24 protein-coding genes are annotated in these 21,369 nt (G+C 72.7%); 13 read left to right on the forward strand and 11 right to left on the reverse strand.

What is annotated here, in order from left to right; genetic code table 11:
* Positions 1–14 precede the first annotated feature (14 nt).
* On the reverse strand, positions 15–1,031 hold the full coding sequence (sigB, locus tag ACQP1S_RS08330; protein WP_432904873.1) for an RNA polymerase sigma factor SigB: 1,017 nt from the start codon (positions 1,029–1,031) through the stop codon (positions 15–17).
* 225 nt (positions 1,032–1,256) lie between these two features.
* On the opposite strand from sigB, the gene ACQP1S_RS08335 reads away from it, so the two are divergent.
* The gene (locus ACQP1S_RS08335; RefSeq protein ID WP_432907884.1) at positions 1,257–2,045 is read left to right on the forward strand and encodes a sporulation protein; all 789 of its coding nucleotides are present in this window, start codon (positions 1,257–1,259) and stop codon (positions 2,043–2,045) included.
* Positions 2,046–2,256: 211 nt separating this feature from the next.
* Here ACQP1S_RS08335 and dtd read toward each other — a convergent pair whose 3' ends face one another.
* Both dtd and ACQP1S_RS08345 read right to left on the reverse strand, forming a co-directional pair.
* Positions 2,257–2,679, reverse strand: a complete 423-nt coding sequence (gene dtd, locus ACQP1S_RS08340) for a D-aminoacyl-tRNA deacylase (protein WP_432904876.1) — start codon at positions 2,677–2,679, stop codon at positions 2,257–2,259.
* Entirely contained in the window at positions 2,679–4,163 is a 1,485-nt protein-coding gene (locus ACQP1S_RS08345) for a DUF7059 domain-containing protein (protein WP_432904878.1), read from the reverse strand. The genes dtd and ACQP1S_RS08345 overlap by 1 nt, the downstream gene beginning before the upstream one ends.
* Positions 4,164–4,351: 188 nt before the next feature.
* Between ACQP1S_RS08345 and ACQP1S_RS08350 the strand changes: the two genes are divergently transcribed.
* From ACQP1S_RS08350 to ACQP1S_RS08360, 3 genes are all read left to right on the forward strand, one after another.
* On the forward strand, positions 4,352–5,575 hold the full coding sequence (locus ACQP1S_RS08350) for a S8 family peptidase (RefSeq protein WP_432904880.1): 1,224 nt from the start codon (positions 4,352–4,354) through the stop codon (positions 5,573–5,575).
* A gap of 236 nt (positions 5,576–5,811) precedes the next feature.
* Positions 5,812–6,387 (forward strand): HhH-GPD-type base excision DNA repair protein, encoded by a 576-nt coding sequence (locus ACQP1S_RS08355; protein ID WP_432904883.1) that lies wholly within the window; start codon positions 5,812–5,814, stop codon positions 6,385–6,387.
* Positions 6,388–6,443: 56 nt separating this feature from the next.
* Entirely contained in the window at positions 6,444–7,643 is a 1,200-nt protein-coding gene (locus ACQP1S_RS08360) for a low temperature requirement protein A (RefSeq protein ID WP_432904886.1), read from the forward strand.
* A gap of 81 nt (positions 7,644–7,724) precedes the next feature.
* Here the strand turns inward: ACQP1S_RS08360 and ACQP1S_RS08365 are convergent, their stop codons facing one another.
* Positions 7,725–8,036: a hypothetical protein gene (locus tag ACQP1S_RS08365; RefSeq protein WP_091249586.1), complete on the reverse strand. Its 312-nt coding sequence runs from the start codon at positions 8,034–8,036 to the stop codon at positions 7,725–7,727.
* A 13-nt stretch (positions 8,037–8,049) separates the two neighbouring features.
* A complete protein-coding gene (locus ACQP1S_RS08370; protein ID WP_245722642.1) occupies positions 8,050–8,337 on the reverse strand; it encodes a hypothetical protein in 288 nt (95 codons plus the stop codon).
* A 100-nt stretch (positions 8,338–8,437) separates the two neighbouring features.
* Between ACQP1S_RS08370 and ACQP1S_RS08375 the strand changes: the two genes are divergently transcribed.
* On the forward strand, positions 8,438–8,797 hold the full coding sequence (locus tag ACQP1S_RS08375) for a DUF3099 domain-containing protein (protein ID WP_176739082.1): 360 nt from the start codon (positions 8,438–8,440) through the stop codon (positions 8,795–8,797).
* A 23-nt stretch (positions 8,798–8,820) separates the two neighbouring features.
* On the opposite strand, the gene ACQP1S_RS08380 is transcribed toward ACQP1S_RS08375, so the two are convergent.
* The gene (locus ACQP1S_RS08380; RefSeq protein WP_432904890.1) at positions 8,821–9,729 is read right to left on the reverse strand and encodes a carbohydrate kinase family protein; all 909 of its coding nucleotides are present in this window, start codon (positions 9,727–9,729) and stop codon (positions 8,821–8,823) included.
* A complete protein-coding gene (locus ACQP1S_RS08385; protein ID WP_432904893.1) occupies positions 9,726–10,652 on the reverse strand; it encodes a pseudouridine-5'-phosphate glycosidase in 927 nt (308 codons plus the stop codon). Before ACQP1S_RS08385 ends, ACQP1S_RS08380 begins: the two co-directional genes overlap by 4 nt.
* Before the next feature lie 84 nt (positions 10,653–10,736).
* Between ACQP1S_RS08385 and ACQP1S_RS08390 the strand changes: the two genes are divergently transcribed.
* From ACQP1S_RS08390 to ACQP1S_RS08400, 3 genes are all read left to right on the forward strand, one after another.
* The gene (locus ACQP1S_RS08390; protein ID WP_176739083.1) at positions 10,737–10,961 is read left to right on the forward strand and encodes a DUF3039 domain-containing protein; all 225 of its coding nucleotides are present in this window, start codon (positions 10,737–10,739) and stop codon (positions 10,959–10,961) included.
* A gap of 43 nt (positions 10,962–11,004) precedes the next feature.
* Positions 11,005–11,655: a trimeric intracellular cation channel family protein gene (locus ACQP1S_RS08395; protein ID WP_432904897.1), complete on the forward strand. Its 651-nt coding sequence runs from the start codon at positions 11,005–11,007 to the stop codon at positions 11,653–11,655.
* Between the two features lie 155 nt (positions 11,656–11,810).
* On the forward strand, positions 11,811–13,544 hold the full coding sequence (locus ACQP1S_RS08400) for a DEAD/DEAH box helicase (RefSeq protein ID WP_432904901.1): 1,734 nt from the start codon (positions 11,811–11,813) through the stop codon (positions 13,542–13,544).
* Positions 13,545–13,761: 217 nt separating this feature from the next.
* Here the strand turns inward: ACQP1S_RS08400 and ACQP1S_RS08405 are convergent, their stop codons facing one another.
* Positions 13,762–13,995 (reverse strand): DUF7455 domain-containing protein, encoded by a 234-nt coding sequence (locus ACQP1S_RS08405; protein WP_091249861.1) that lies wholly within the window; start codon positions 13,993–13,995, stop codon positions 13,762–13,764.
* A 251-nt stretch (positions 13,996–14,246) separates the two neighbouring features.
* Positions 14,247–15,857: an RNA polymerase sigma factor gene (locus ACQP1S_RS08410; RefSeq protein ID WP_432904903.1), complete on the reverse strand. Its 1,611-nt coding sequence runs from the start codon at positions 15,855–15,857 to the stop codon at positions 14,247–14,249.
* Positions 15,858–16,314: 457 nt separating this feature from the next.
* Between ACQP1S_RS08410 and ACQP1S_RS08415 the strand changes: the two genes are divergently transcribed.
* Complete coding sequence (locus tag ACQP1S_RS08415) at positions 16,315–17,136, forward strand: inositol monophosphatase family protein (RefSeq protein ID WP_091249606.1); 822 nt, start codon at positions 16,315–16,317, stop codon at positions 17,134–17,136.
* A gap of 123 nt (positions 17,137–17,259) precedes the next feature.
* Here ACQP1S_RS08415 and ACQP1S_RS08420 read toward each other — a convergent pair whose 3' ends face one another.
* On the reverse strand, positions 17,260–17,775 hold the full coding sequence (locus ACQP1S_RS08420) for a LytR C-terminal domain-containing protein (protein ID WP_432904906.1): 516 nt from the start codon (positions 17,773–17,775) through the stop codon (positions 17,260–17,262).
* A gap of 431 nt (positions 17,776–18,206) precedes the next feature.
* Here ACQP1S_RS08420 and ACQP1S_RS08425 point away from each other — a divergent pair, with 431 nt between their 5' ends.
* Together ACQP1S_RS08425 and ACQP1S_RS08430 are read left to right on the forward strand one after the other, a co-directional pair.
* Positions 18,207–18,503: a DUF4193 domain-containing protein gene (locus ACQP1S_RS08425; protein ID WP_067315205.1), complete on the forward strand. Its 297-nt coding sequence runs from the start codon at positions 18,207–18,209 to the stop codon at positions 18,501–18,503.
* Between the two features lie 132 nt (positions 18,504–18,635).
* Positions 18,636–19,508, forward strand: a complete 873-nt coding sequence (locus tag ACQP1S_RS08430; protein ID WP_357897051.1) for a hypothetical protein — start codon at positions 18,636–18,638, stop codon at positions 19,506–19,508.
* Between the two features lie 25 nt (positions 19,509–19,533).
* Here the strand turns inward: ACQP1S_RS08430 and ACQP1S_RS08435 are convergent, their stop codons facing one another.
* Positions 19,534–20,031 carry a DUF3093 domain-containing protein gene (locus tag ACQP1S_RS08435; RefSeq protein WP_432907887.1) on the reverse strand — a complete coding sequence of 166 codons (498 nt, stop codon included), beginning with the start codon at positions 20,029–20,031 and terminating at the stop codon, positions 19,534–19,536.
* 48 nt (positions 20,032–20,079) lie between these two features.
* Between ACQP1S_RS08435 and dut the strand changes: the two genes are divergently transcribed.
* Together dut and ACQP1S_RS08445 are read left to right on the forward strand one after the other, a co-directional pair.
* Positions 20,080–20,652: a dUTP diphosphatase gene (gene dut, locus ACQP1S_RS08440; RefSeq protein WP_245722644.1), complete on the forward strand. Its 573-nt coding sequence runs from the start codon at positions 20,080–20,082 to the stop codon at positions 20,650–20,652.
* Positions 20,653–20,677: 25 nt separating this feature from the next.
* Positions 20,678–21,331, forward strand: coding sequence for a DUF3710 domain-containing protein (locus ACQP1S_RS08445; protein ID WP_091249623.1), 654 nt, complete (start codon positions 20,678–20,680; stop codon positions 21,329–21,331).
* Positions 21,332–21,369: the final 38 nt, after the last annotated feature.

A 21,369-nucleotide genomic window follows, 5' to 3' on the forward strand; every position in this document is an offset into this window, starting at 1 on the left:
CCGAACCGTCCCGCTCAGCAGGCGTACGCCTCCAGCCGCTGCGCCCGCTCCGGGTCGCGCAGCTTGAGCAGGGTGACCTTCTCGATCTGCCGGATCCGCTCCCGGGACAGGCCGAACTCCTTGCCGACCTCGTCGAGGGTGCGCTGCCGGCCGTCGTCCAGGCCGAACCGGAGCCGGATCACCGCCTGCTCCCGCTGCGAGAGGGTGGACAGCACGATCCGTACCTCGTTGCGCAGTTCGCCGTTGGCGGCGGCGTCACCCGGCGTGGTGCGCTGGTCCACCGAGGCGACGAAGTCACCGAGGGCGCTCTCGCCGTCCTCGCCGACGGCCTGGTCGAGGCTGACCGGCTCCCGGTCGTACGAGATCAGCTCGATGACCTGAAACTCGGGGATCTCCATGGCCCGCGCCACCTCGGAGACGATGGGCTCGCGGCCCAGCGTGACCGACAGCTCCCGGCGGACCCGGACCATCCGGTTGACCTGCTCGACCATGTGCACCGGGATGCGGATGGTGCGGGCCTGGTCGGCCATCGCCCGGGTGATCGCCTGCCGGATCCACCAGGTGGCGTACGTGGAGAACTTGTAGCCCTTGGCGTAGTCGAACTTCTCGACCGCGCGGATCAGGCCGAGGTTGCCCTCCTGGATCAGGTCGAGGAAGGCCATCCCCCGCCCGGTGTAGCGCTTGGCGATGCTGACCACCAGCCGCAGGTTCGCCTCGAGCAGGTGGTCCTTGGCGGCGCGCCCCTGCCGGGCGATCAGCGCGAGGTCGGCGTGCAGGTCACCGGAGACGGGAGTGCACGTGGACAGCTTCTCCTCGGCGAACAACCCGGCCTCGATCCGTTTGGCCAGCTCCACCTCCTGGGCCGCGGTGAGCAGCTTGGTCCGGCCGATGCCGTTGAGGTAGGCCCGCACCAGGTCCGTGGAGACCCCGCGCTCGTCGGTGGCGTCCAGGTCGGTGAGGGCGTCGGTGCCGTGCTCGGCGTCGATGGTGGTGGCCGGGCGCGTCTGGTTATCGATCATCTGCAGGGCCATCTCTGTGTCTCCCCGTGTCCGCTTTCGGTGCCGCGTACCGGCGCCATCGGCTCCGGTGAGAGACAGCTTTCCAACCGGGACGTGAAACGGGGGTGAGGCGATCGGGGACCCGACAGCAATCCGGTCGGATGCGGGGTGTCGGCCGTCGTGGGTCTTGCCAGGTCCGGCTACCGTGCCAGCGGTCGGCCATCCGGGTCGGCAATGCGACAGGCAATGGAGGACGTGGTGGTCTTCAAGCGGCTCATGCAGTCGATGGGGGTGGGCGGTCCGGCGGTGGAGACCGTGCTCGCCAACCCGAACTGCCGTCCCGGCGGGGTGCTGGAGGGGCGGGTCCAGGTGGCCGGCGGCGACCACGCCACCGACATCGAGTACGTGGCGCTGGGCCTGCTCACCCGGGTCGAGGTGGAAGGCGCGGACTCCGAGTACGAGACCACCCAGGAGTTCGCCCGGCAGCAGGTCACCGGCCGGTTCCGGCTGGAGGCCGGGCAGCGTTACGACATCCCGTTCCGGTTCGCCGTGCCGTGGGAGACCCCGCTGACCGACCTGTACGGCCACCGCCTGCACGGGATGACCATGGGGCTGCGTACCGAGCTGGAGGTGGCCCGCGCGGTCGACAAGGGTGACCTGGACGCGGTGTCGGTGCATCCGCTGCCGGCGCAGGAACGGCTGCTGGAGGCGCTGCTGCGGCTGGGCTTCCGGTTCGCCCGCGCCGACGTCGAGCGCGGCCAGATCTTTGGCGTACGGCAGAGCCTGCCGTTCTACCAGGAGATCGAGTTCTACCCCGCCCCGCAGTACGCCGGGGCGATCAACCAGCTGGAGGTCACCTTCATCACCGACCCGCACCAGGTGCAGGTGGTGCTGGAGATGGACAAGCGGGGTGGCCTGTTCACCGAGGGCCGGGACGCCTTCGGCCGGTTCACCGTCGACCACGCCACCGCCGACCGCACCGACTGGGCCGCCCAACTCGACGGCTGGCTCCGCCAGTCCCTCCAACGCCGAGGCCTCTTCTCCTGACCCCCACCCCTCCCGCTCCCGCCCCGCGCTCCCGCCCCGCGCTCCCGCCCCGCGCTCCCGCCCCGCGCTCCCGCCCTGCTCGCGGTGATCAAGAGGTTTACGTCAAATAGAAGATCAAAGTTGACGCAAACCTCTTGATCACCGGGGCGTGGCGGGGCGTGGCGAGGCGGGCGTGGCGGGGTGGGGTGGGCGTGGGGTGGGGTGGGGTGGGTTAGAGGTCCAGGAGGAGGGTGCGGGGGCCGGTGTTGATGCTCTCGACCAGCATGTGGGCGCGGAAGCGGCCCGTCTCGACCGTCGCGCCCCGGGCGCGTAGCGCCTCGACCACGGCGGTGACCAGGGGCTCGGCCAGTTCGGCGGGGGCGGCGGCGGTCCAGCTCGGGCGGCGGCCCTTGCGGGTGTCGCCGTAGAGGGTGAACTGGCTGACCACCAGGATCGGGGCACCGGTGTCGGCGGCGCTGCGCTCGTCGTCGAGGATGCGTAGCTCGTGCACCTTGCGGGCCATCGTCCGGGCCAGCTCGGGGGTGTCGGTGTGGGTGATGCCCAGCAGCACCAGCAGGCCGTCGGTGATCGCGCCGACGACCTCGCCGTCGACGGTGACGCCGGCCCGGCCGACCGTCTGCACCACCGCCCGCATCAGTCGGTCACCGGTTCGACGATGCCCCGCTCGACCAGTCGCGCCACGATCGGGCCGGCCGCCTCGGCCAGCTCGTCCGTGGTGACGTCGTGCGCGGCGGCGAGCAGGGCGAGTTGGTCGCGCAGCGGCAGCCGTCCGTCGCAGCCGCCGACCAGGGCCAGCACCAGCGGGTCGATCTCCTCGCTCCAGCGCAGCCCGTGCGGCATCGTCAGGACCTGCCGGTCCACCGCCCAGCCCTCGTCGCCGATCGTCGCCTCCTGGCGCAGTTGCAGCCCGGGGGCCGCCCGGTAGCGGGTGGCGAGCAGGCCGTCGGCGCCCCGGGCCCGGAGGAAGTCCTGCCGGTCGAACCAGGCGGCGACCTGGTCGCCCAGTGGTGGCTCGACCCGCTGACGCAGGTCCTCCACCCGTACGACCGGGTCCTCGTGACCGCTGTGGCGCAGCGAGACGATGCCGAAGCCGATCGCCTCGACCTTGTGCGCGTCGAACCAGTCCAGCCAGGCCGCCGCCCGGTGCGGGTCGGCCGCCTCGCCGACGTCGGTCAGCCACAGGTGGACGTACGCCATCGGGTCGGCCACCTCGCGCTGGATCACCCAGGCGTCCAGGCCGGTGCCGGCGAACCAGCCGGTGACCCGCTCCGCCCAGTCCTCCCCGGCGACGTGCACCCAGTTGGCCAGGTACTGCATGGTGCCGCCCTCGGTGAGCAGCCCCGGCGCGGCGGCGGCCAGTTCCGCGCCGATCGCGTCGCCGACCCGGCCGGAGTCCCGGTAGACGTGGGTGGTGGTGCCCGGCCCGACCACGAACGGCGGGTTGCTGACCACCAGGTCGAACCGCCGGCCGGCCACCGGGGTGACCAGGTCGCCGCGCAGCAGTTCCCAGTCCTGCCCGTTCAGGGCGGCGGTGGTGGCGGCGAACCGCAGCGCCCGATCCGACACGTCGGTGGCGGTGACCTGCCCGGCGTGGGTGGCCAGGTGCAGGGCCTGCACGCCGGACCCGGTGCCCAGGTCGAGCGCGGTGCGCACCGGCTGGCGGACGGTCGCGCCGATCAGGGTCTGGGTGGCCCCGCCGATGCCGAGCACGTGTTCGCTGTGCAGTGGTCGACCCGGCCGCGCGCTGGCCGGTGCGTCGGCCAGCACCCACCAGTCGTCCCCGTACGGCTCGAGGTCCACCCCGGCGCGCAGGCCGTCACCGGACGGCTCGACCAGCCCGGCGGCGACCGCCTCGGCGAGGTCGAGCGGGGCGAGCGCGGCGGCCACCACCGGTTCCGGCTCGGTCTGGTCGCAGATGAACACCCGGATCAGGGTGGCCAGCGGGTCCCGGTCCTCGGTGGCGCGCAGCGCGGCCCGGAAGTCGTTGCGGGCCACCCCGCCGGTGGCCTGCGGGCCGAGCCGGCCGGCGATGCCGTTGGCGGTGAAGTCGGCGCTGGTGAGCGCGGCGCGTAGCGCCTCGACGCCGGCGGGGGAGAGCAGCATGTCGTCACGGTCCACCCCGCCATCCTGCCTGGCGCGGGGGCGTCCGGTGGCGGGCACCCGGGACATCCATAACACCGGCTCAATCCTTCAGCCGTTATCTCTTTTACGTCTGTCGATGTCTAGTTAGCATTCCCTCAACATCAGTCGATGGGACGTTCGGGCGGCCCCGCCTGTCCGGTCGTACCCGGTAGGGAGCTCAGACGATGTCCGACGTGTCCGTCCCCCGGCGTCGCGCGATCCGCGCGGTCGCCGTCGCGGCCGCCGCCGCGGCCCTCTCCGTCGCCGCGGGCGCACCCGCCCTCGCCGCCCCCACCGGCCAGATCCGCTACGCCTCCGCCCCGGACGCGATCGGCGGCAGCTACCTGGTCGTGCTGAAGGGTGACGCCGTCGGCGCCGCCAACAGCCGCGCCGCCCGGACCGCCGTGCCGGACCGGGCCGCCAGCCTCACCAAGCGGTACGGCGGGAACGTCGCCGACGTCTACAGCGCCGCGCTCACCGGCTTCAGCGCGAAGATGAGCGCCAGCCAGGCCCGGCGGCTCGCCGCCGACCCGTCGGTGGCCTACGTCGAGCAGGACCGGGTGATGACCACCCAGGCGACCCAGGCAAACCCGCCGTCCTGGGGCCTGGACCGCATCGACCAGCGCAACCTGCCGCTGAACTCCAGCTACACCTACCCGAACACGGCCACCAACGTGCGGGCCTACATCATCGACACCGGCATCCGGACCACCCACACCGACTTCGGCGGGCGGGCCACCTGGGGCACCAACACGGTCGACTCCAACAACACCGACTGCAACGGCCACGGCACCCACGTCGCCGGCACCGTCGGCGGCACCAAGTACGGCGTCGCCAAGGGCGTCCAGCTGATCGCGGTGAAGGTGCTCAACTGCCGGGGCCGGGGCAGCACCACCGGCGTGATCAACGGCGTCAACTGGGTCACCGCCAACGCGGTCAAGCCGGCGGTGGCCAACATGAGCCTGGGTGGCGGCGTCAGCACCACCCTCGACACCGCGGTCGCCAACTCGATCAGCTCGGGCGTCACCTACGCCCTGGCCGCCGGCAACTCCAACGCGGACGCGTGCAGCTCCTCGCCGTCGCGGGTCGCCTCGGCGATCACCGTCGGCGCGACCACCAGCACCGACGCGCGGGCCTCCTACTCCAACTACGGCAGCTGCGTGGACCTCTTCGCCCCCGGGTCGCGCATCACCTCGTCCTGGAACACCAACGACAGCGCCACCAACACGATCGACGGCACCTCGATGGCGTCCCCGCACGTCGCCGGCGCCGCCGCCCTGGTCCTGTCGGCCAACCCCTCCTACACCCCGGCCCAGGTCGCCAGCTCCCTGACCAGCAGCGCCACCACCGGCGTGGTGACCAGCCCCGGCTCGGGCTCGCCGAACCGGCTGCTCTTCGTCGTGAACTGACGCCCTCCGGCACCGACGGCCCGGTGGACACCCGCGGTGTCCACCGGGCCGCGTCGCGTCCACCGAAGGCCGGCGCACCATTGACCGGTCCCCGACGGCCCGGCGCGGCGGCTCGTCCGATCCCGGCTCGTCCGATCCCGGCGGTCCGGGCGTGGCGGTCCGGGCGTGGCGGGTCGGGCGTGGCGGGTCGGGCGGATGTCGGCGGTCCGGGTGGGGCGGGCGGGCAGGATGGGGCCATGACGCTCTCGCTGCCCATCGACGGCGAGGCCAACCGGCTGCTGGAGCGCAGCCCACTGGGCCTGCTGACGGGGATGCTCCTTGATCAACAAGTGCCGATGGAGAAGGCGTTCTCCTCGCCGTACGTGCTCGCCCAGCGGCTGGGTCACGACCCGGACGCCCGGGAGTTGGCCGGCTACGACCCGCAGGCGTTGGTGGAGGTCTTCGCCCGACCGCCGGCGCTGCACCGCTTCCCGAAGGCGATGGCCGGCCGGGTGCAGGAGCTGTGCCGGCTCCTGGTCGACCGGTACGACGGCGACGCCGGCCGACTCTGGGCGGACGTCACCGACGGGCGGGAACTGCTGCGCCGGATCACCGACCTGCCGGGCTTCGGCACCCAGAAGGCACAGATCTTCGTCGCCCTGCTCGGCAAGCGGTACGGCGTCCGCCCGGACGGCTGGCGGGAGGCCGCCGGCGGCTACGGCGACGCGGACACCTACCGGTCGGTCGCCGACGTCACCGACGCGGAGTCATTGCGCCGGGTCCGCGCGCACAAGCAGCAGGTGAAGGCGGCGGCGAAGGCCGACCGGGGCTGACGCAACCGGAGCCGGGGCAGTTCGTTGAGATCCGCGACAGCGGCGACGGGTGGGCGATGGCGGACGAGCGGGGTGCGGCGCTGCTGCGCGGCGGGGTGAGTTCGCCCCGGGCGACCTTCCTGGAACTCTTCTTCGACCTGGTGTTCGTCTTCGCGCTGACCCGGGTCTCCCAGCGGATCATCGACGACCTGAGCGCCACCCGCCAGGACCTGCCGGCCGAGATCGCCCAGACCCTGCTGATCTTTCTGGCCTTCTGGGCGGTCTGGACGTTCACCGCCTGGGTCACCAGCCGGTACGAGCCGGAGCGTCCGGAGATCCAGTTCGTGGTGGTCTACACCATGCTGGGCTGCCTGGTGATGGCGGTCGCCACCCCCCGGGCCTTCGACAGCCGGGGGCTGGCCTTCGCTCTCGCGTTCGTGGCGGTGCAGGTGGGTCGACCGCTCTTCCTCACCTTGGCGCTGCGGGGACATCCACGTCGGCTGGTCACCATTCGGGTGGCGTCCTGGGCGGCGATGAGCGCGGTGCCCTGGGTGCTCGGTGCGGTGTCGACCGGGCCGTGGCGGCTGGCCTGCTGGTCGTTGGCCGTGGTGGTCGACTACGCCGGGCTGATGTTCGGCTGGCCCGTGCCCCGCCTCGGGGCGACCCGCACCTCCACCTGGGCGGTGCTGGGGGAGCACCTGGCCGAGCGGTACCAGCAGTTCTTCCTGATCGCCCTCGGCGAGAACATCCTCATCATCGGGCTGTCCTTCAGCGGGCACAGCTTCTCCGGCGTCAGCTCGGGCGCCTTCCTGCTGTCCTTCGTCACCACCGTGCTGCTCTGGCGGATCTACTTCCACCGGGCGGGTCACCTGCTCACCGAGGCGATCCGGGTGGCCCGGAGCCCCGGCCGGCTGGGGGAGTCGGCGAGCTGGACGCACCTGGTGATCGTCGCCGGAGTGCTGGCCACGGCGGTCGGTTACGAGTTGGCCATCGTGCACCCGTACCAGCGCACCGAGCTGTCCTGGGCGGTCTTCCTGATGGGCGGCCCGGCGGTCTTCCTGCTCGCCCGGGCCCGTTTCGAGTACGAGATCTTCGGGCGGGTCTCCCGGTCCCGGATCATCGGGGTGTTCGCCCTGGCCGTGCTGGTGCCCGTCGCGACCCGGACGGCCACCGTGCTGGCGCTGGCCGCGGCGGCCACCGTGCTGGCGGCGATCACCGTCGCCGACTACCGCCGGGCCCGCGGGCAGGCCCCGGAGCAGCCCCACCCGGCCCTCTGAGACCGCCCCGCTGCCGGGGTCGCGCGTCAGGCGCTGGGGCGGGTCACGCGGCGGCAGTGCGGGTCACGGTGCTGGGGCGGGTCACGCGGCGGTGGGGCGGGAGAGCGAGGCGAGCGCCCGGCGTACGTCGGCGAGCGACACGGTGGCCGAGTCGTCCAGGTCGGCCAGGCCGGCCTCGATCCACTGCCGCATGAGCGTGGTCACCCCGATGCCGCGGGCCTCGGCTGCCGCCCGGACCCGCTCGTAGGTGTCCATCGGCAGGCGTACCGAGCGGCTGACCATCGGCACGTCGGTGTCGGGGGAGGGCAGTTCCACCGGCGGGCTGTCGTCGATCAGCTCGGCGAACGCGTCGTCGCCGCCGTGGAATCGCTTGATGGCCTCGTTACGGTTCATCGCCGTCGCCTCCTCATCGGCGCGTTCTCCGCACGGTCTCGTCGTAGCGCTTGGCCTCGACGTCGCTCAGTTCGCGGGCGGAGAGGACGTCCCAGTCGTGGTCGGTGCCGTCGGCCTCGGCGAGCAGAACGGCCAGGCGTCGACCGTGCCGGCTCGCGGCGTAGACGACCGTCAGGTCCTCGCCGAGGTGCCGGATCACCCGGCGGGTGCTGTGCAGCGCCTCCCAGACTTCCCCGGGGGTGACGTCGTAGACCCGCAGGTTGGCCAACGCCTCGTCGGTGAAGCTGAACCGGCTGCCCACCGGGGCAGCGTACCACGCACGTAACACGCACCTCGGTGCGACGATTTTCGCTGATCAAGGCGGTGCGGTGACAGGATGGGGGCAATTCCTCAGGAGGTCCATGGTGAAGCGTCAGGCGTACCAGCCGATTCTGATCACCGACGCCTCGCGCAGCCAGGACGACCAGCTCACCAGCAGACAGAAGCGGTACGTGCTGATGATGGGCATCCGGGTGGCCTGCGTGATCGCCGGAGCGGTCCTGGTCGGCACGAAGGCCCCGCTGCTCTGGCTCTGGCTGCCCCTGGTGGCGCTGGGCATGATCCTCATTCCCTGGCTGGCGGTGCTGCTCGCCAACGACCGTCCGCCCAAGGAGGAACACCGCCTCGCCAACAGGTTCCAGCCCCGCCACCGCGACGAGACCCCACCGATGAGCCTCACCGCCGAGGAGCGCCCGCACCGGATCATCGACGTCGAACCCTGACCGCCGCTCCGGTGCCGGCACCGCTACCCGCCGGTCGCCTCCGGACGGGCACCCACCGTGGACACCGCCAGGGCGCCCAGGTCGGCGGCCCGGGTCAGCGCGGCACGCGGTGTCGCGCCGGTCGTCCACGCGGTGAGCAGACCCGCCGCGAAGGCGTCCCCCGCGCCGGTGACGTCCACCACGGCGACCCGCAGCGAGGGGGTCACCCCGACGGTGGCCCGCCGGTCCACCCAGATCGCGCCCGCGCCGCCGCGCTTGACCACCACCCGACGGGCCGCCGCCGACAACGCTCGCGCCTGTGCCGCCGGGTCCAGCCCGCCGGCCAGCACCCCCGCCTCGTCCGCGTTGACCAGCAGCAGGTCGATGTCGCGTACCCAGGACAGGAAGGCCGCCGCGCCGATGCGCCGCAGCGGCGCGGCGGAGGCGGCGTCGACACTGGTGGTCAGCCCACGCTCGCGGGCCGCGGCCAACGCCCGCAGCCCGGCCGGTCGCGACCCGGCATCCAGCAGGCAGTACGCGGACAGGTGCAGGTGGGTCGCGTCGGGCGTCGCCGCCAGGGCCCGGTCGACGTGCCCGGCGGTCAACCGCAGGTTGGCACCCCGCTCGGTGACCATGGTCCGCTCGTCGGCGGTGGCCAGCACGATCACCGTCCCGGTGCTGGCCTGCGGATGCACCTCGATCGCGCAGTCCACCCCCGCCCGCTCCAGCTCGGCCACCCGGTCCCGACCGGCGCTGTCGTCGCCGACCGCGCCGACCAGCGTCACCGGAGCGTGCTGGGCGGCGATCCAGGCGGCGGTGTTGGCCGCCTGACCACCGCCGGTGACCTTGATGGTCGCCGGGGTGTCCGAGCCGGTGGCCAGTGCTCCGGCGAGCACCGCCACCACGTCGGTGATCAGGTCGCCGACCACCACGATCCGACCCGGACCGGTCATGCCGTGCCGCGTCGGGCCGACGCGACCGCGATCCGGGCCGCCAGGTCGGCGTTGCGCAGGATGATCCGGATGTTGACCGCCAGGCTGGCGCCCTCGGTGGCCGAGTGGAAGTGGGCCAGCAGGAACGGGGTGACCGCCTTGCCGGTGACGCCGTCGCGGTGCAGCCGGGCCAGCCCCTCGGTGAGGGTCCGGTCGTGCAGTGCCGGATCGAGCTGCTCGTCGACCGGGAGCGGGTTGGCCACGAGCAGGCCGCCGCTGTGCACGCCGTGCTGTTCCCGGGCGGCCAGCACCTCGGCGACCTGCTCGGGGGAGTCCACCGACCAGTCCAGGTCGAACCCGGCGTCGGTCAGGTAGAAACCGGGGAAGCGTCGGGTGCGGTAGCCGACCACCCCCACGCCGAGGGTCTCCAGCCGCTCCAGGGTGGCGCCGACGTCGAGGATCGACTTGACCCCCGCGCAGACCACCGCGATCGGGGTACGGGCCAGGGTGCCCAGGTCGGCCGACTCGTCGAAGGTCTGTGCCGCCTCCCGGTGCACCCCGCCCAACCCGCCGGTGGCGAAGACACCGATTCCCGCGGCGGCGGCCACCGCACTGGTGGCGGCCACGGTGGTGGCGCCGTCCGCGCCGGTGGCCGCGGCCACCGCGAGGTCGCGGACGGAGAGCTTGGCCACACCGTCGACGGTGGCGAGGCGGGTCAGTTGGGCGTCGTCGAGGCCGACGACGAGTTCGCCACCGACCATGCCGATGGTGGCGGGGACGGCCCCGGCGTCCCGTACCGTCTGCTCGATCTCGCGGGCGACCCGCAGGTTGTCCGGTCGGGGCAGCCCGTGCGAGACGATGGTGCTCTCCAGGGCGACGACGGGACGGCCGTCACGCAGGGCGTCGGCGACCTCGGTGCCGAGGCGGAGGTGAAAAATGGTCACGTCCGTTACCGTAACTGGCCGCCGTCGAGGTGGGCTGCGGTGGACCGGACCCGGTCGACCTGCCAAACTTGTGCAGTTGGAGGTGTGACTGTGAGTACAGAGGTTCTTGAGCGTCCGGAGTTGAAGGACGCCGACACCGGTCCCGAGATGTTCCATTACGTACGCAAAGAGAAGATCGCCGAGAGCGCCGTGATGGGCACCTACGTGGTGGCGCTCTGTGGCGAGACGTTCCCGGTGACCAAGGCCGCCAAGCCCGGCTCGCCGGTCTGCCCCAAGTGCAAGGAGATCTACGACTCGTACCGCGAGTGATCCCGGGCGGCCGGGCGGGCCGCCCGGCGTAACCTACGGCGGTGTGAACACCTCCACCGCCCTGCTCCTGGCCGACCTGACCGGGGTGGCCGTCTTCGCCGCCTCCGGCGCCTCCGCGGCGGTGGCCAAGCGGCTCGACCTGTTCGGCGTCGTCTTCGTCGGGTTCGTCGCCGCGCTGGGCGGTGGGATCTTCCGCGACCTGGTCATCGACGAGGTCCCACCGCTCGCCTTCGCCGACTGGCGCTACGCCGCCACCGCCGCGGTCACCGCCACCGCCGTGTTCTGGCTGCACCCGCAGCTCGCCCGGCTGCGCACCACCGTGCTGGTGCTGGACGCCGCCGGCCTGGGCCTGTTCACCGTCACCGGCACGCTCAAGGCGCTCGACGCCCGGGTGCCGGCGGTCGGCGCCGTGGTGATCGGCATGCTCACCGCGATCGGCGGCGGCCTGGGGCGGGACCTGCTCACCGCCGAGATCCCGGTGGTGCTGCGCCGGGAGATCTACGCCGTCGCCGCCCTCGCCGGCTCGATCATGGTGGTGCTGCTGGCGGGGCTCGGGTACGCCGGGGTGGGCGGGCTGACCGCAGCGGCGTTGCTGGTCTTCGTCCTGCGCCTGGTGGCGCTGCGACGGCGCTGGTCGGCCCCGGTGGCGGCGATGCGGCCCCCGGAGACCGGCGTCGGCCGCCCACCCTCCTGAGGGTCGGTCGGCGTGGTGTCGGCTGGGGTTGCCGGGCCCGGCTGGTTATGCTGGGCCGGCCTTCGCGGCATGCCCGGCGCGGAGGCGTTTTCATGGGCGGCGGAACCGTGGCCCTCGGCCCGGATCCGCCTCGTGCGGTCGGAGAGGAGCCTCGGGTGGCACCCCGGTTGCCGGCGTTGGAGACGTTCCCGCCCCTGCGGGCCTGGCAGCGCAAGGCGATGGTGGAGTACCTGCGCCGTCGTACCGACGATTTCACGGCGGTGGCCACCCCGGGCGCCGGCAAGACCACCTTCGCCCTGCGGATCGCCGCCGAGCTGCTGGTCGACGGCACCATCGAGGCGGTCACCGTGGTCGCCCCGACCGAGCACCTGAAGACCCAGTGGGCGCAGGCCGCCGCCCGGGTCGGCATCCAGCTCGACTCCGCGTTCCGCAACGCCGACCTGCACTCCGCCGCCGACTTCCACGGCGCGGTCGTCACCTACGCCCAGGTCGGAATGGCCCCCCAGGTGCACCGGCGGCGCACCATGACCCGCCGCACCCTGGTCATCCTCGACGAGATCCACCACGCCGGGGACTCCCGTTCCTGGGGCGACGGGGTCAAGAACGCCTTCGACCCCGCGGTACGCCGGCTGATGCTCACCGGCACGCCGTTCCGCTCCGACGACAACCCGATCCCATTCGTCACCTACGAGCGCGGCGGCGACGGGCTGCTGCGGTCCCGTGCCGACTCGGTCTACGGCTACTCCGACGCGCTGCGCGACGGGGTCGTGCGTCCGGTGCTGTTCCTGGCGTACTCGGGGGAGACCCGGTGGCGCACCAACGCCGGCGACGAGTTGGCGGCGCGGCTCGGCGAGCCGATGACCCAGGACCTCGTCGCCCAGGCCTGGCGCACCGCGCTCGACCCGGCCGGCGACTGGATGCCGCAGGTGCTGCGGGCGGCCGACGCCAGGCTGACCGTGCTGCGCAACGCCGGGATGGCCGACGCCGGTGGCCTGATCATCGCCAGCGACCAGCAGAACGCCCGCTCGTACGCCAAGCTGATCGAGCAGGTGACCGGCGAGAAGGCCACCGTGGTCCTCTCCGACGACCAGGGGGCGTCCGCGCGGATCGCGACGTTTGCGGTGTCCCAGCAGCGGTGGCTGGTGGCGGTCCGGATGGTCTCCGAGGGCGTCGACATCCCCCGGCTGGCCGTCGGGGTGTACGCCACCAGCGCCAGCACCCCGCTCTACTTCGCCCAGGCCATCGGTCGGTTCGTCCGGGCCCGTCGCGCCGGCGAGACGGCCTCGGTCTTCGTGCCGAGCGTGCCGCACCTGCTCGGACTGGCCAGCGAGATGGAGGCCGAGCGGGACCACGTGCTCGGCAAGCCCAAGGACCGGGAGGGCTTCGACGACGAACTGCTGGAGCGGGCCCAGCGCGACGACCAGGCCAGCGGCGAGCTGGAGAAGCGGTTCACCGCGCTCTCCGCGACCGCCGAGCTGGACCAGGTGATCTTCGACGGGGCCTCCTTCGGCACCGCCGCCCAGGCCGGCACCCCAGAGGAGGAGGAGTACCTCGGGCTACCCGGTCTGCTCACCGCCGCCCAGGTGTCGCAGCTGCTGACCAAGCGCCAGGCCGATCAGCTCGCCGCGCAGCGCCGCCGAGCGGCCGTCCAGACCGCTGAGCCGGCCGCTCCGGCCCCCGCCGCCCCCGTGGTACCCCTGAGTGCCGCCCAGCGCCGGGTGGCGCTACGGCGTCAGCTGAACGCTCTGGTGGCCGCCCGGCACCACCGCACCGGCCTTCCCCACGGCAAGATCCACGCGGAACTCCGCCGACTCTGCGGCGGCCCCCCCAGCGCCCAGGCCACCATCGAGCAACTGGAAGAACGCATAGCCACCCTCCAAACCCTCTAACCCCGCCCACCCCTGCGCCCCCCGCTCCACCCCCACCCTGAGTCCGGTGATCAAGAGGTTTTGGTCAACAAACGGCGCTCCGGTGACCAAAACCTCTTGATCACCGGAGTCGGCGGGTGCGGTGGGGGGCGAGGTGGGGGTGGGTGGGGTGGACATAGGCCGGCCGGAGGCACCTTTGGGTGCCTCCGGCCGGCCTATGTCGTCGTAGGGGTTACCGTCAGTTCGCCATCAGATCGGCGCCTCGCCAGCTGAACTCCGGGTCCGTTGCGAACTTCACCGTGATCTTCACGAGATCCTCGGCGTACTTGTTCGCGTGGTGCCCACAGAACACCAACTCGCTCCCACCCGCCAGACTGATACGGAGCTTGCCGGCAGCATTGCAGCGGTCGCACCGTTCATCGGCGGCTGGGGGAGCCACCGTTTCGGGCGGCGGCGTGAGGGTCGGGGTCATCGCCTTCCTCCTCTGGTCGTCACCGATGAACACTCTCTTCGGTCGTTGCTCACTCATCGTGCAACACCCTTACCGGGCCCCGCCTTCCCAGTGTGCCCGCGGGGGACCGAGGTCACACCTGACGGCGGGAAGGACAGTGTGCCGTGCCACCAGGGTGCCACGTCAACGATCACAAACACGTATTGGACCGGTCACCTTCGGATGTTCTACGCCTGGTGATCAAACCGACACGACGGGTTGACGTAACCGGCTCAGTCCAGGTAGTCCCGAAGCACCTGGGAGCGCGACGGGTGCCGGAGCTTGGACATTGTCTTGGACTCGATCTGCCGGATCCGTTCCCGGGTCACCCCGTAGACCTGGCCGATCTCGTCGAGCGTACGCGGCTGGCCGTCGGTCAGGCCGAAACGCAGCCGTACCACCCCCGCCTCGCGCTCGGAGAGCGTCTGCAGGACCTGCTGGAGCTGGTCCTGCAGCAGCGAGAACGAGACGGCGTCGACGGCGACCACGGCCTCCGAGTCCTCGATGAAGTCACCGAGCTGGCTGTCGCCCTCGTCACCGATGGTCTGGTCGAGCGAGATGGGCTCCCGAGCGTACTGCTGGATCTCCAGCACCTTCTCGGGTGTGATGTCCATCTCCTTCGCCAGCTCCTCCGGGGTGGGCTCGCGGCCCAGGTCCTGGAGCAGCTCGCGCTGGATCCGGCCGAGCTTGTTGATCACCTCGACCATGTGCACCGGGATGCGGATGGTGCGGGCCTGGTCGGCCATCGCCCGGGTGATCGCCTGCCGGATCCACCAGGTGGCGTACGTGGAGAACTTGTAGCCCTTGGTGTAGTCGAACTTCTCGACCGCGCGGATCAGGCCGAGGTTGCCCTCCTGGATCAGGTCGAGGAAGGCCATCCCCCGCCCGGTGTAGCGCTTGGCCAGCGACACGACCAGCCGGAGGTTGGCCTCCAACAGGTGGTTCTTGGCCCGCTCGCCGTCCCGGGAGATCCAGAGCAGGTCTCGCTGCATGTCCCGGGTGAGCTTCTCCTCGCCGTCGTCGGCGGCACGCAGCCGCTCGGCGGCGTAGAGTCCGGCCTCGATCCGCTTGGCCAGCTCGACCTCCTGCTCGGCGTTGAGCAGCGGAACCTTGCCGATCTGCTTGAGGTACGCCCGGACGGAGTCGGCGGAGGCGGTGAGTTCCGCGTCCCGCCGCGCCTGCTTGAGCGCCTCGGACTCCTCGTCGTCCCACTCGAAGTCGTTGTCGGTGGCGGAGGCGGCGGCATCGGTCTCGGCGGCCCGGGTCAGCTCGGCCGGCTCCTCGACCACCACGTCCTCGATCTCGGCGGCCAGCTGCTCGGGATCGATCTCACCCTCGGCACCCTCGCCCTTGGCCTTCCCGGCGGCCTTGCCGGCGCCGGCAGCGGCCACCGTCGCCTTGGTGGCGCGGGTGGACTTCGTCGCCTTGGCGGCCGGGGTGGCGGCCTTGGCGGCCACCCCCGCGGTGGTGGTCGCCTTGCGGGGGGCCACCTTGCGCGGAGTGGGCGCGGTGGTCTCCTCGGCGGCGGGTGCCTGCTTCGGGGCCGGCGCGGCGGCCTTCTTGGTCGTCTTGGCGGTGGTGGCGCGCGAGGCCGGGGTGGCCGATCGCGCAGCCGCCACCCGGCGGGGGGAGCGGGTGCTGGCGGAGCCGTCGACCACCACGGTGACGCCCGCCTCGGAGAGCGCCCGCAGGATCTTCTTGGCCTGGGCCGGGGTCACCTCGGCGGTCTCGACGGTGCGCGCGAGCTGGGCCGACGTGAGCTGACCACCGGCGCTCTGGGCGTGGGCGATCAGGGTGTCGGTGAGCGAGCGAACGTCGGCGCCGGGCTGGCGGGGTTCTGTCACGAATGACCTTCCGGAGGCGAAGAGCGAGCACGGCCGGGGTCGTCCGGCGCAGCGTGGCGTGCCGTGCCGTGCGATGTCGTTGAGTGACCCCCGTGTCCCGGGCCGGCTGTGCGGCTGCGGTCCGTGGCGCGTGGGCAGGGTGAATTGTAACCCCGGTTGCCGCGATCATCCTGCGGCGCACGGCAACCGGCCGTCTGTACCGCCGGTTCGGCCCGGATGTCGACTTTGTGGCCAGCCGGTCGACCGGGCCGGGAGCGCGGTCGGTCGGTGCCCGGACCTGCCGCCACACCGGTGAGCGTCGGGGGTGCGACCGCGCCTGCCTATGCTGTCCGGACGAGATCGGTGATGTGCCGCGGGGCACGCGTGTCGCGCCGGACGACAGGGGCGGGTCCGTCGGGTCCCGGGTCTCCGCCGGTGCGTCCGGTGCCCGTATCGCGGCGCGAAAGGGGCAGTTTCGATGACCGGTTCGACGCCGACACCGCAGAACCTGCTGGAGATCGCGATCAAGGTGGCCCGGGACGCCGCCACGACCGCGGCCAGGATGCGGGCCGAGGGGGTCTCGGTCGCGGCCACCAAGAGCACCGCCACCGACGTGGTCACCGCCGCCGACCGGGCGGTGGAGCGACAGGTCCGCGAGGCCCTGCGCGCGGCCCGTCCGGACGACGTGGTGCTCGGTGAGGAGTACGGCGGCGCGGAGGCCGGGGCGGTCCGGGCGGGTGGGGTGCGCTGGATCGTCGATCCGATCGACGGCACGGTGAACTACCTCTACGGGCTGCCGTACTGCGCGGTGTCGCTCGCCGCCGAGGTGGACGGCGAGGTGGTCGCCGGGGTGGTCCGCAACGTGTCGACCGGCGAGGAGTGGACCGCCACCGTGGGCGGCGGCGCCTGGCGCGACGGTGCGCGGGTGCGCTGCTCCGCCGAGACCGATCTGGGGCAGGCGCTGGTCGCCACCGGCTTCGGCTACGACTCCGGCCGTCGCCTGCACCAGGCCCGGGTGGTCGCCGAGCTGATCGGGGACGTCCGGGACATCCGGCGGATGGGGGCGGCGGCACTGGACCTCTGCCTGGCCGCCGAGGGGCGGGTGGACGCCTACTACGAGAAGGGGCTGGCCGCCTGGGACCTGGCCGCCGGTGGGCTGGTCGCTGCGGAGGCCGGGCTACGGGTGACCGGGCTGAACGGCGAACCGCCCGGCCCCGACCTGGTCATCGCGGCCCCTCCGGCGCTGTTCACGCCGCTGCACACCCGGTTGGCCGCCCTGGACGCCTCCGGCGGGCCCTGAACCCGGCCCGGTCCGGCGGGTGGTCTGACTCCGGCCGGTCCGGCGGTGGCGGTGCGACCCGGCCTGGGCGGTGAGCCGTCCCGCGACCACCGGGCGGGTACGCGTCCCGCGACCGGCAGCCGGTTACTTGTTCTCGACCGGCATCGGGCAGGAGCCCTCGGGTGCGGTCGGTGCGCCCAGGTCGCCGAGGGACTGGTTGACCTCGGTGGTGGTGGCCAGTTGCTGGAAGCCGTCGCCCAGCACCACGTCGACCGTGTCGTCCTGGCGCTTCGCGTCGTAGTCCCGTTCGGCGTTGTTGAGGAAGAAGGCCCGCAGCAGGTGCGCGGAGCCGACGCCCTTGGGGCCGAAGCGCAGGAGGGCGACACCGTCGAAGTGCGCGGCGTTGCCCTCCTTCTTGACCTGGAACTTCCGGTTCCGGAAGTCGTCGCCCACGCTGCTGGCCAGGCCCGGCTCGCTGGTGCCGTTCAGGATGTTGATCTTGACATCCTTGTAGGTGCGCAGGGACAGGTCGGCCAGCGGCCAACCCTCGGGGCAACCCCTGGCGCTGGCCCCGCTGCCCTGGGTGTCGCGGACCACGGCGACGACGACGAAGATCAGGGCGACGGCCGCCAGCAGGCCGACGACAACGAGTGCTCGCACTCGCGCAAAGCTCATCTGGGTGCTCCCGGACAGTGGGTGGTGGCGGCGAACGTCGGCGGCGGGCAGCGTCGTCGGCCGTCGAGTACGCCGCTGAGGTTAACGGTTGTCCGGCAGTCGCGTGGAAACAGTCCGACATGCCGGCGCGCCAACCGGGAACGGGGTACTACTACCCCTATCTTCGTGTCGCCTGAGTCACATTAGGAACATCTTGGGGTGCTGGGGCGTACATCTCAGCCGCGAGGGCGGTATACATGCCTCGCCTGGGAGGGGGTAAGGTACCGCGCTCGTCGGGGCTTGCCCCGGAGGCCTCGATCCAGAGGCCGTCGGGTGGGGCGACCGACACACATTGGTGGCCGGCCAGTGGGAACCGAAACAGCGTCGCCCGGCGTTACAACCGGAAGCGACAACATCGATATGGGAGAGTGAAACCGATGGCCACCGACTACGACGCCCCGCGTCGCGACGAGGTCGACCTCGGCGAGGACAGCCTGGAAGAGCTCAAGGCCCGGCGGGTCGACTCACAGTCGGGCGCCGTGGACGTCGACGAGGCCGAGGTGGCCGAGAGCTTTGAGCTGCCCGGCGCCGACCTGGCCGACGAGGAGCTGACCGTGAAGGTCCTCCCGATGCAGCAGGACGAGTTCCGATGCGGACGCTGCTTCCTGGTGCACCACCGCAGCCAGTTGGCAGTCGAGCGCAACGGCGACCTGATCTGCCGTGAGTGCGTCTGAGTACCCACCACACCGGCGGCGGCCTCCCTGCGGGGCCGCCGCTGCCCGAGCCGCCGTGCGCATACGGCGGGTTGCTGCTTGACTCGTGTAGGCGTCCACCACAACCGGTGGGAACCTCGGGAGGGCAGGCGGATGAACGAGCACGGCGAGCGGCACGGCGAGTCCGACCCGGACGGTCCGCTGTCCGATGCCGGACCGCCCGTCGCCGTACCCGGGAACGGGGCCTCCGGGGGTGATCCGGCTGCTGCCCGGGCCGGCGACGAGCTGGGTGCGACGGTGGCGGCGCTGACCGCCGACGACATCGCGCCCGCCCGGCGTCGGCAACTGCTCACCCGGCTGGTCGGTCAGGCCCGCAGCCGGGGTCTCGCCGACCTGTTCAAGCCGAGGGCGGCGCTGCGCTGGATGGCCGACACGGTCGCCGACGTCGCGCCGCACATCCCGGTCCGGGACCTGGCCACCCTGCGGCGGCACTTCCCCGGCCTGGACGACGAGGCACTCGCCGACCGGCTCGTCCGCAACGCCACCCGGGCCACCGCCGGGGTGGGTGCGGCAGGTGGCGGCGTCGCCGCGGTGGAGTGGGCCGTCGCCCCGACCCTGCTCTCCGCCCCGGTGCTGCTGGCCGCCGAGACGGTGGCCGTGGTGTCGATCGAGCTGAAGCTGATCGGCGAGCTGCACGAGATCTACGGCGCGCCGCTGCCTACCGGCGGGACCCCCCGGACCGTCGCCCTGGTCCAGTCCTGGGCCAGCCAGCGGGGAGTCAACCCGATGATGCCGGGCGTCGGCGTGGGCGCGGTGCTCGGCACCGCCGCCCGCAAGGAACTACGCGACACCCTGCTCAAGCGCTTCGGCCGCAATCTGACCACGCTGGGTCCGTTCCTCACCGGGGCCGCCGTCGCCAGCTACCTCAACCGCCGGGCCACCCGGTCGCTGGCCGATCAGCTCCGCCGCGACCTGCGCAAGCAACGCCGGGAGCTGCCCCCCGGCGGCCGACCCGCGCTGCCCTGACCGCGCTGGTTCAGGCCGGGCTGGTTCAGGCCGCGTCGCGGGCGGCCAGCAGTGCGGCGGCCAGCTCGGTCGGCCGGCGGGAACTCACCACCCAGAAGGGGGTCGGGTCCGCCGGATCGTCGAGCACCACCTGCACCGCGCCGCCGATCCACGGCCGCTGCACCACGAAGGCCAACGGGTCCGCGCCCACCCCGAGCGCCTCGCGCCGGCCCTCGGCGTCGAGCGGGACGGCGTCGGCGACGTACCGCACGGGCAGGTGGGCGTCGTCGACCCGCAGCTCACCGCCGTCGACCGCGACCCGGACCCGGCCCAGCCACCACAGCCCGGCCAGGACGGCCGGCAGCAGCAGCACGAAGGGCAGCCAGGCCCGCACCCCCTCGGCACCCATCCACAGCTCGGTGGCGGCGAGCCCGGCCAGGGCGAGCCCGGCCAGCCAGCACCACCACGGCAGACCGAGCCGCTCGGAGTACGCCGGGACGGCCGCGACGCGCGGCGTCGGCGACGACGACGGGGAAGGCGACAGGCTCACACTCGAAGGGTACGGAACACGACGGCCGGACGACCCGGCAGGATGGCAGGGGCACCCCGTGAACGCCGACGGAAGAGGCAGATCGTGACCCACGTCGTACCCGTGCCCGTGCGGCAGCTCGACCCGGAGCTGCCGCTGCCCGCGTACGCCCATCCCGGTGACGCCGGGGCCGACCTGGTGGCCGCCGCGGACGTCGAGCTGCCCCCCGGCGGCCGGGCCCTGGTCCCCACCGGCGTGGCGCTGGCCCTGCCGGAGGGCTACGTCGGCCTGGTCCACCCGCGCTCCGGGCTGGCCGCCAGGCTCGGCGTGACGGTGCTCAACGCGCCCGGTACGGTCGACGCCGGCTACCGGGGTGAGATCCTGGTCAACCTGATCAACCATGATCGGGACGCACCGGCGAAGATCTCCCGTGGCGATCGCATCGCGCAACTCGTTGTCCAGCGGGTGGAGCGGGCCGATTTCCAACCGGTGGCGGTGCTGCCCGGGTCCCGACGGGGGACCGGCGGACACGGGTCGACCGGCGGCCACGCCGGGCTCGTGCCCCCGCCCGGTGGCCCGACCGGGCCCGAGGGCGCCGACCGGGCGGGCAAACGGACGGAAGAGGTGGCAGGGTGAGTGCGAACAGCGGAGGGTGGGCGCAGTGATCTTCTCCCGAAAGCGGGCCGACGGTGGGCGGCACGCCCGTGACCAGCGGGCCGACGTCCTCGACTCGTCCGAGGCGGCGGGCCCGGCCCGTGGCCCGTACGACCTCGCCGAGGCACCGGACGACGTGCAGCGCCTCGACCTGGGCAGCCTGCACATCCCGGCGGTGTCCGGGGTCGAGGTGCGGGTGCAGGCCGACCCCCAGGGCGTCGTGCAGCAGGTGGTGCTGGTGCACGGGGACAACGCCCTCCAGCTCGGTGTCTTCGCCGCGCCCCGCTCCGAGGGCATCTGGGACGAGGTGCGTGAGGAGATCCGGCAGTCGCTGATCGGCGACGGCGCCACCGCCCAGGAGGCCCAGGGCGAGTACGGCATCGAGCTGCACGCCCGGGTGAATACCCCGGACGGGCCGACCGACCTGCGCTTCGTCGGCATCGACGGGCCGCGCTGGATGGTGCGGGGCGTCTACCAGGGTGCCGTCGCCACCGACCCGGCCGCGGCCGGCCCGCTCGCCACCTGCCTGGACGGCCTGGTGGTCGACCGGGGGCAGGAGGCGAAACCGGTCCGCGAGCCGCTGCCGCTGCGGCTGCCCCGGGAGATGGCCGACCAGGTCGAGGGCGGCGACGCCGCGGCGACCGCCCCGCGCGAGACCTGACCGACGCGGTCCGGGCCGGACGCCGCCACCCGAGGTGG

This window comes from Micromonospora matsumotoense (genome assembly GCF_050951065.1).
GTDB lineage: Bacteria > Actinomycetota > Actinomycetes > Mycobacteriales > Micromonosporaceae > Micromonospora > Micromonospora matsumotoensis.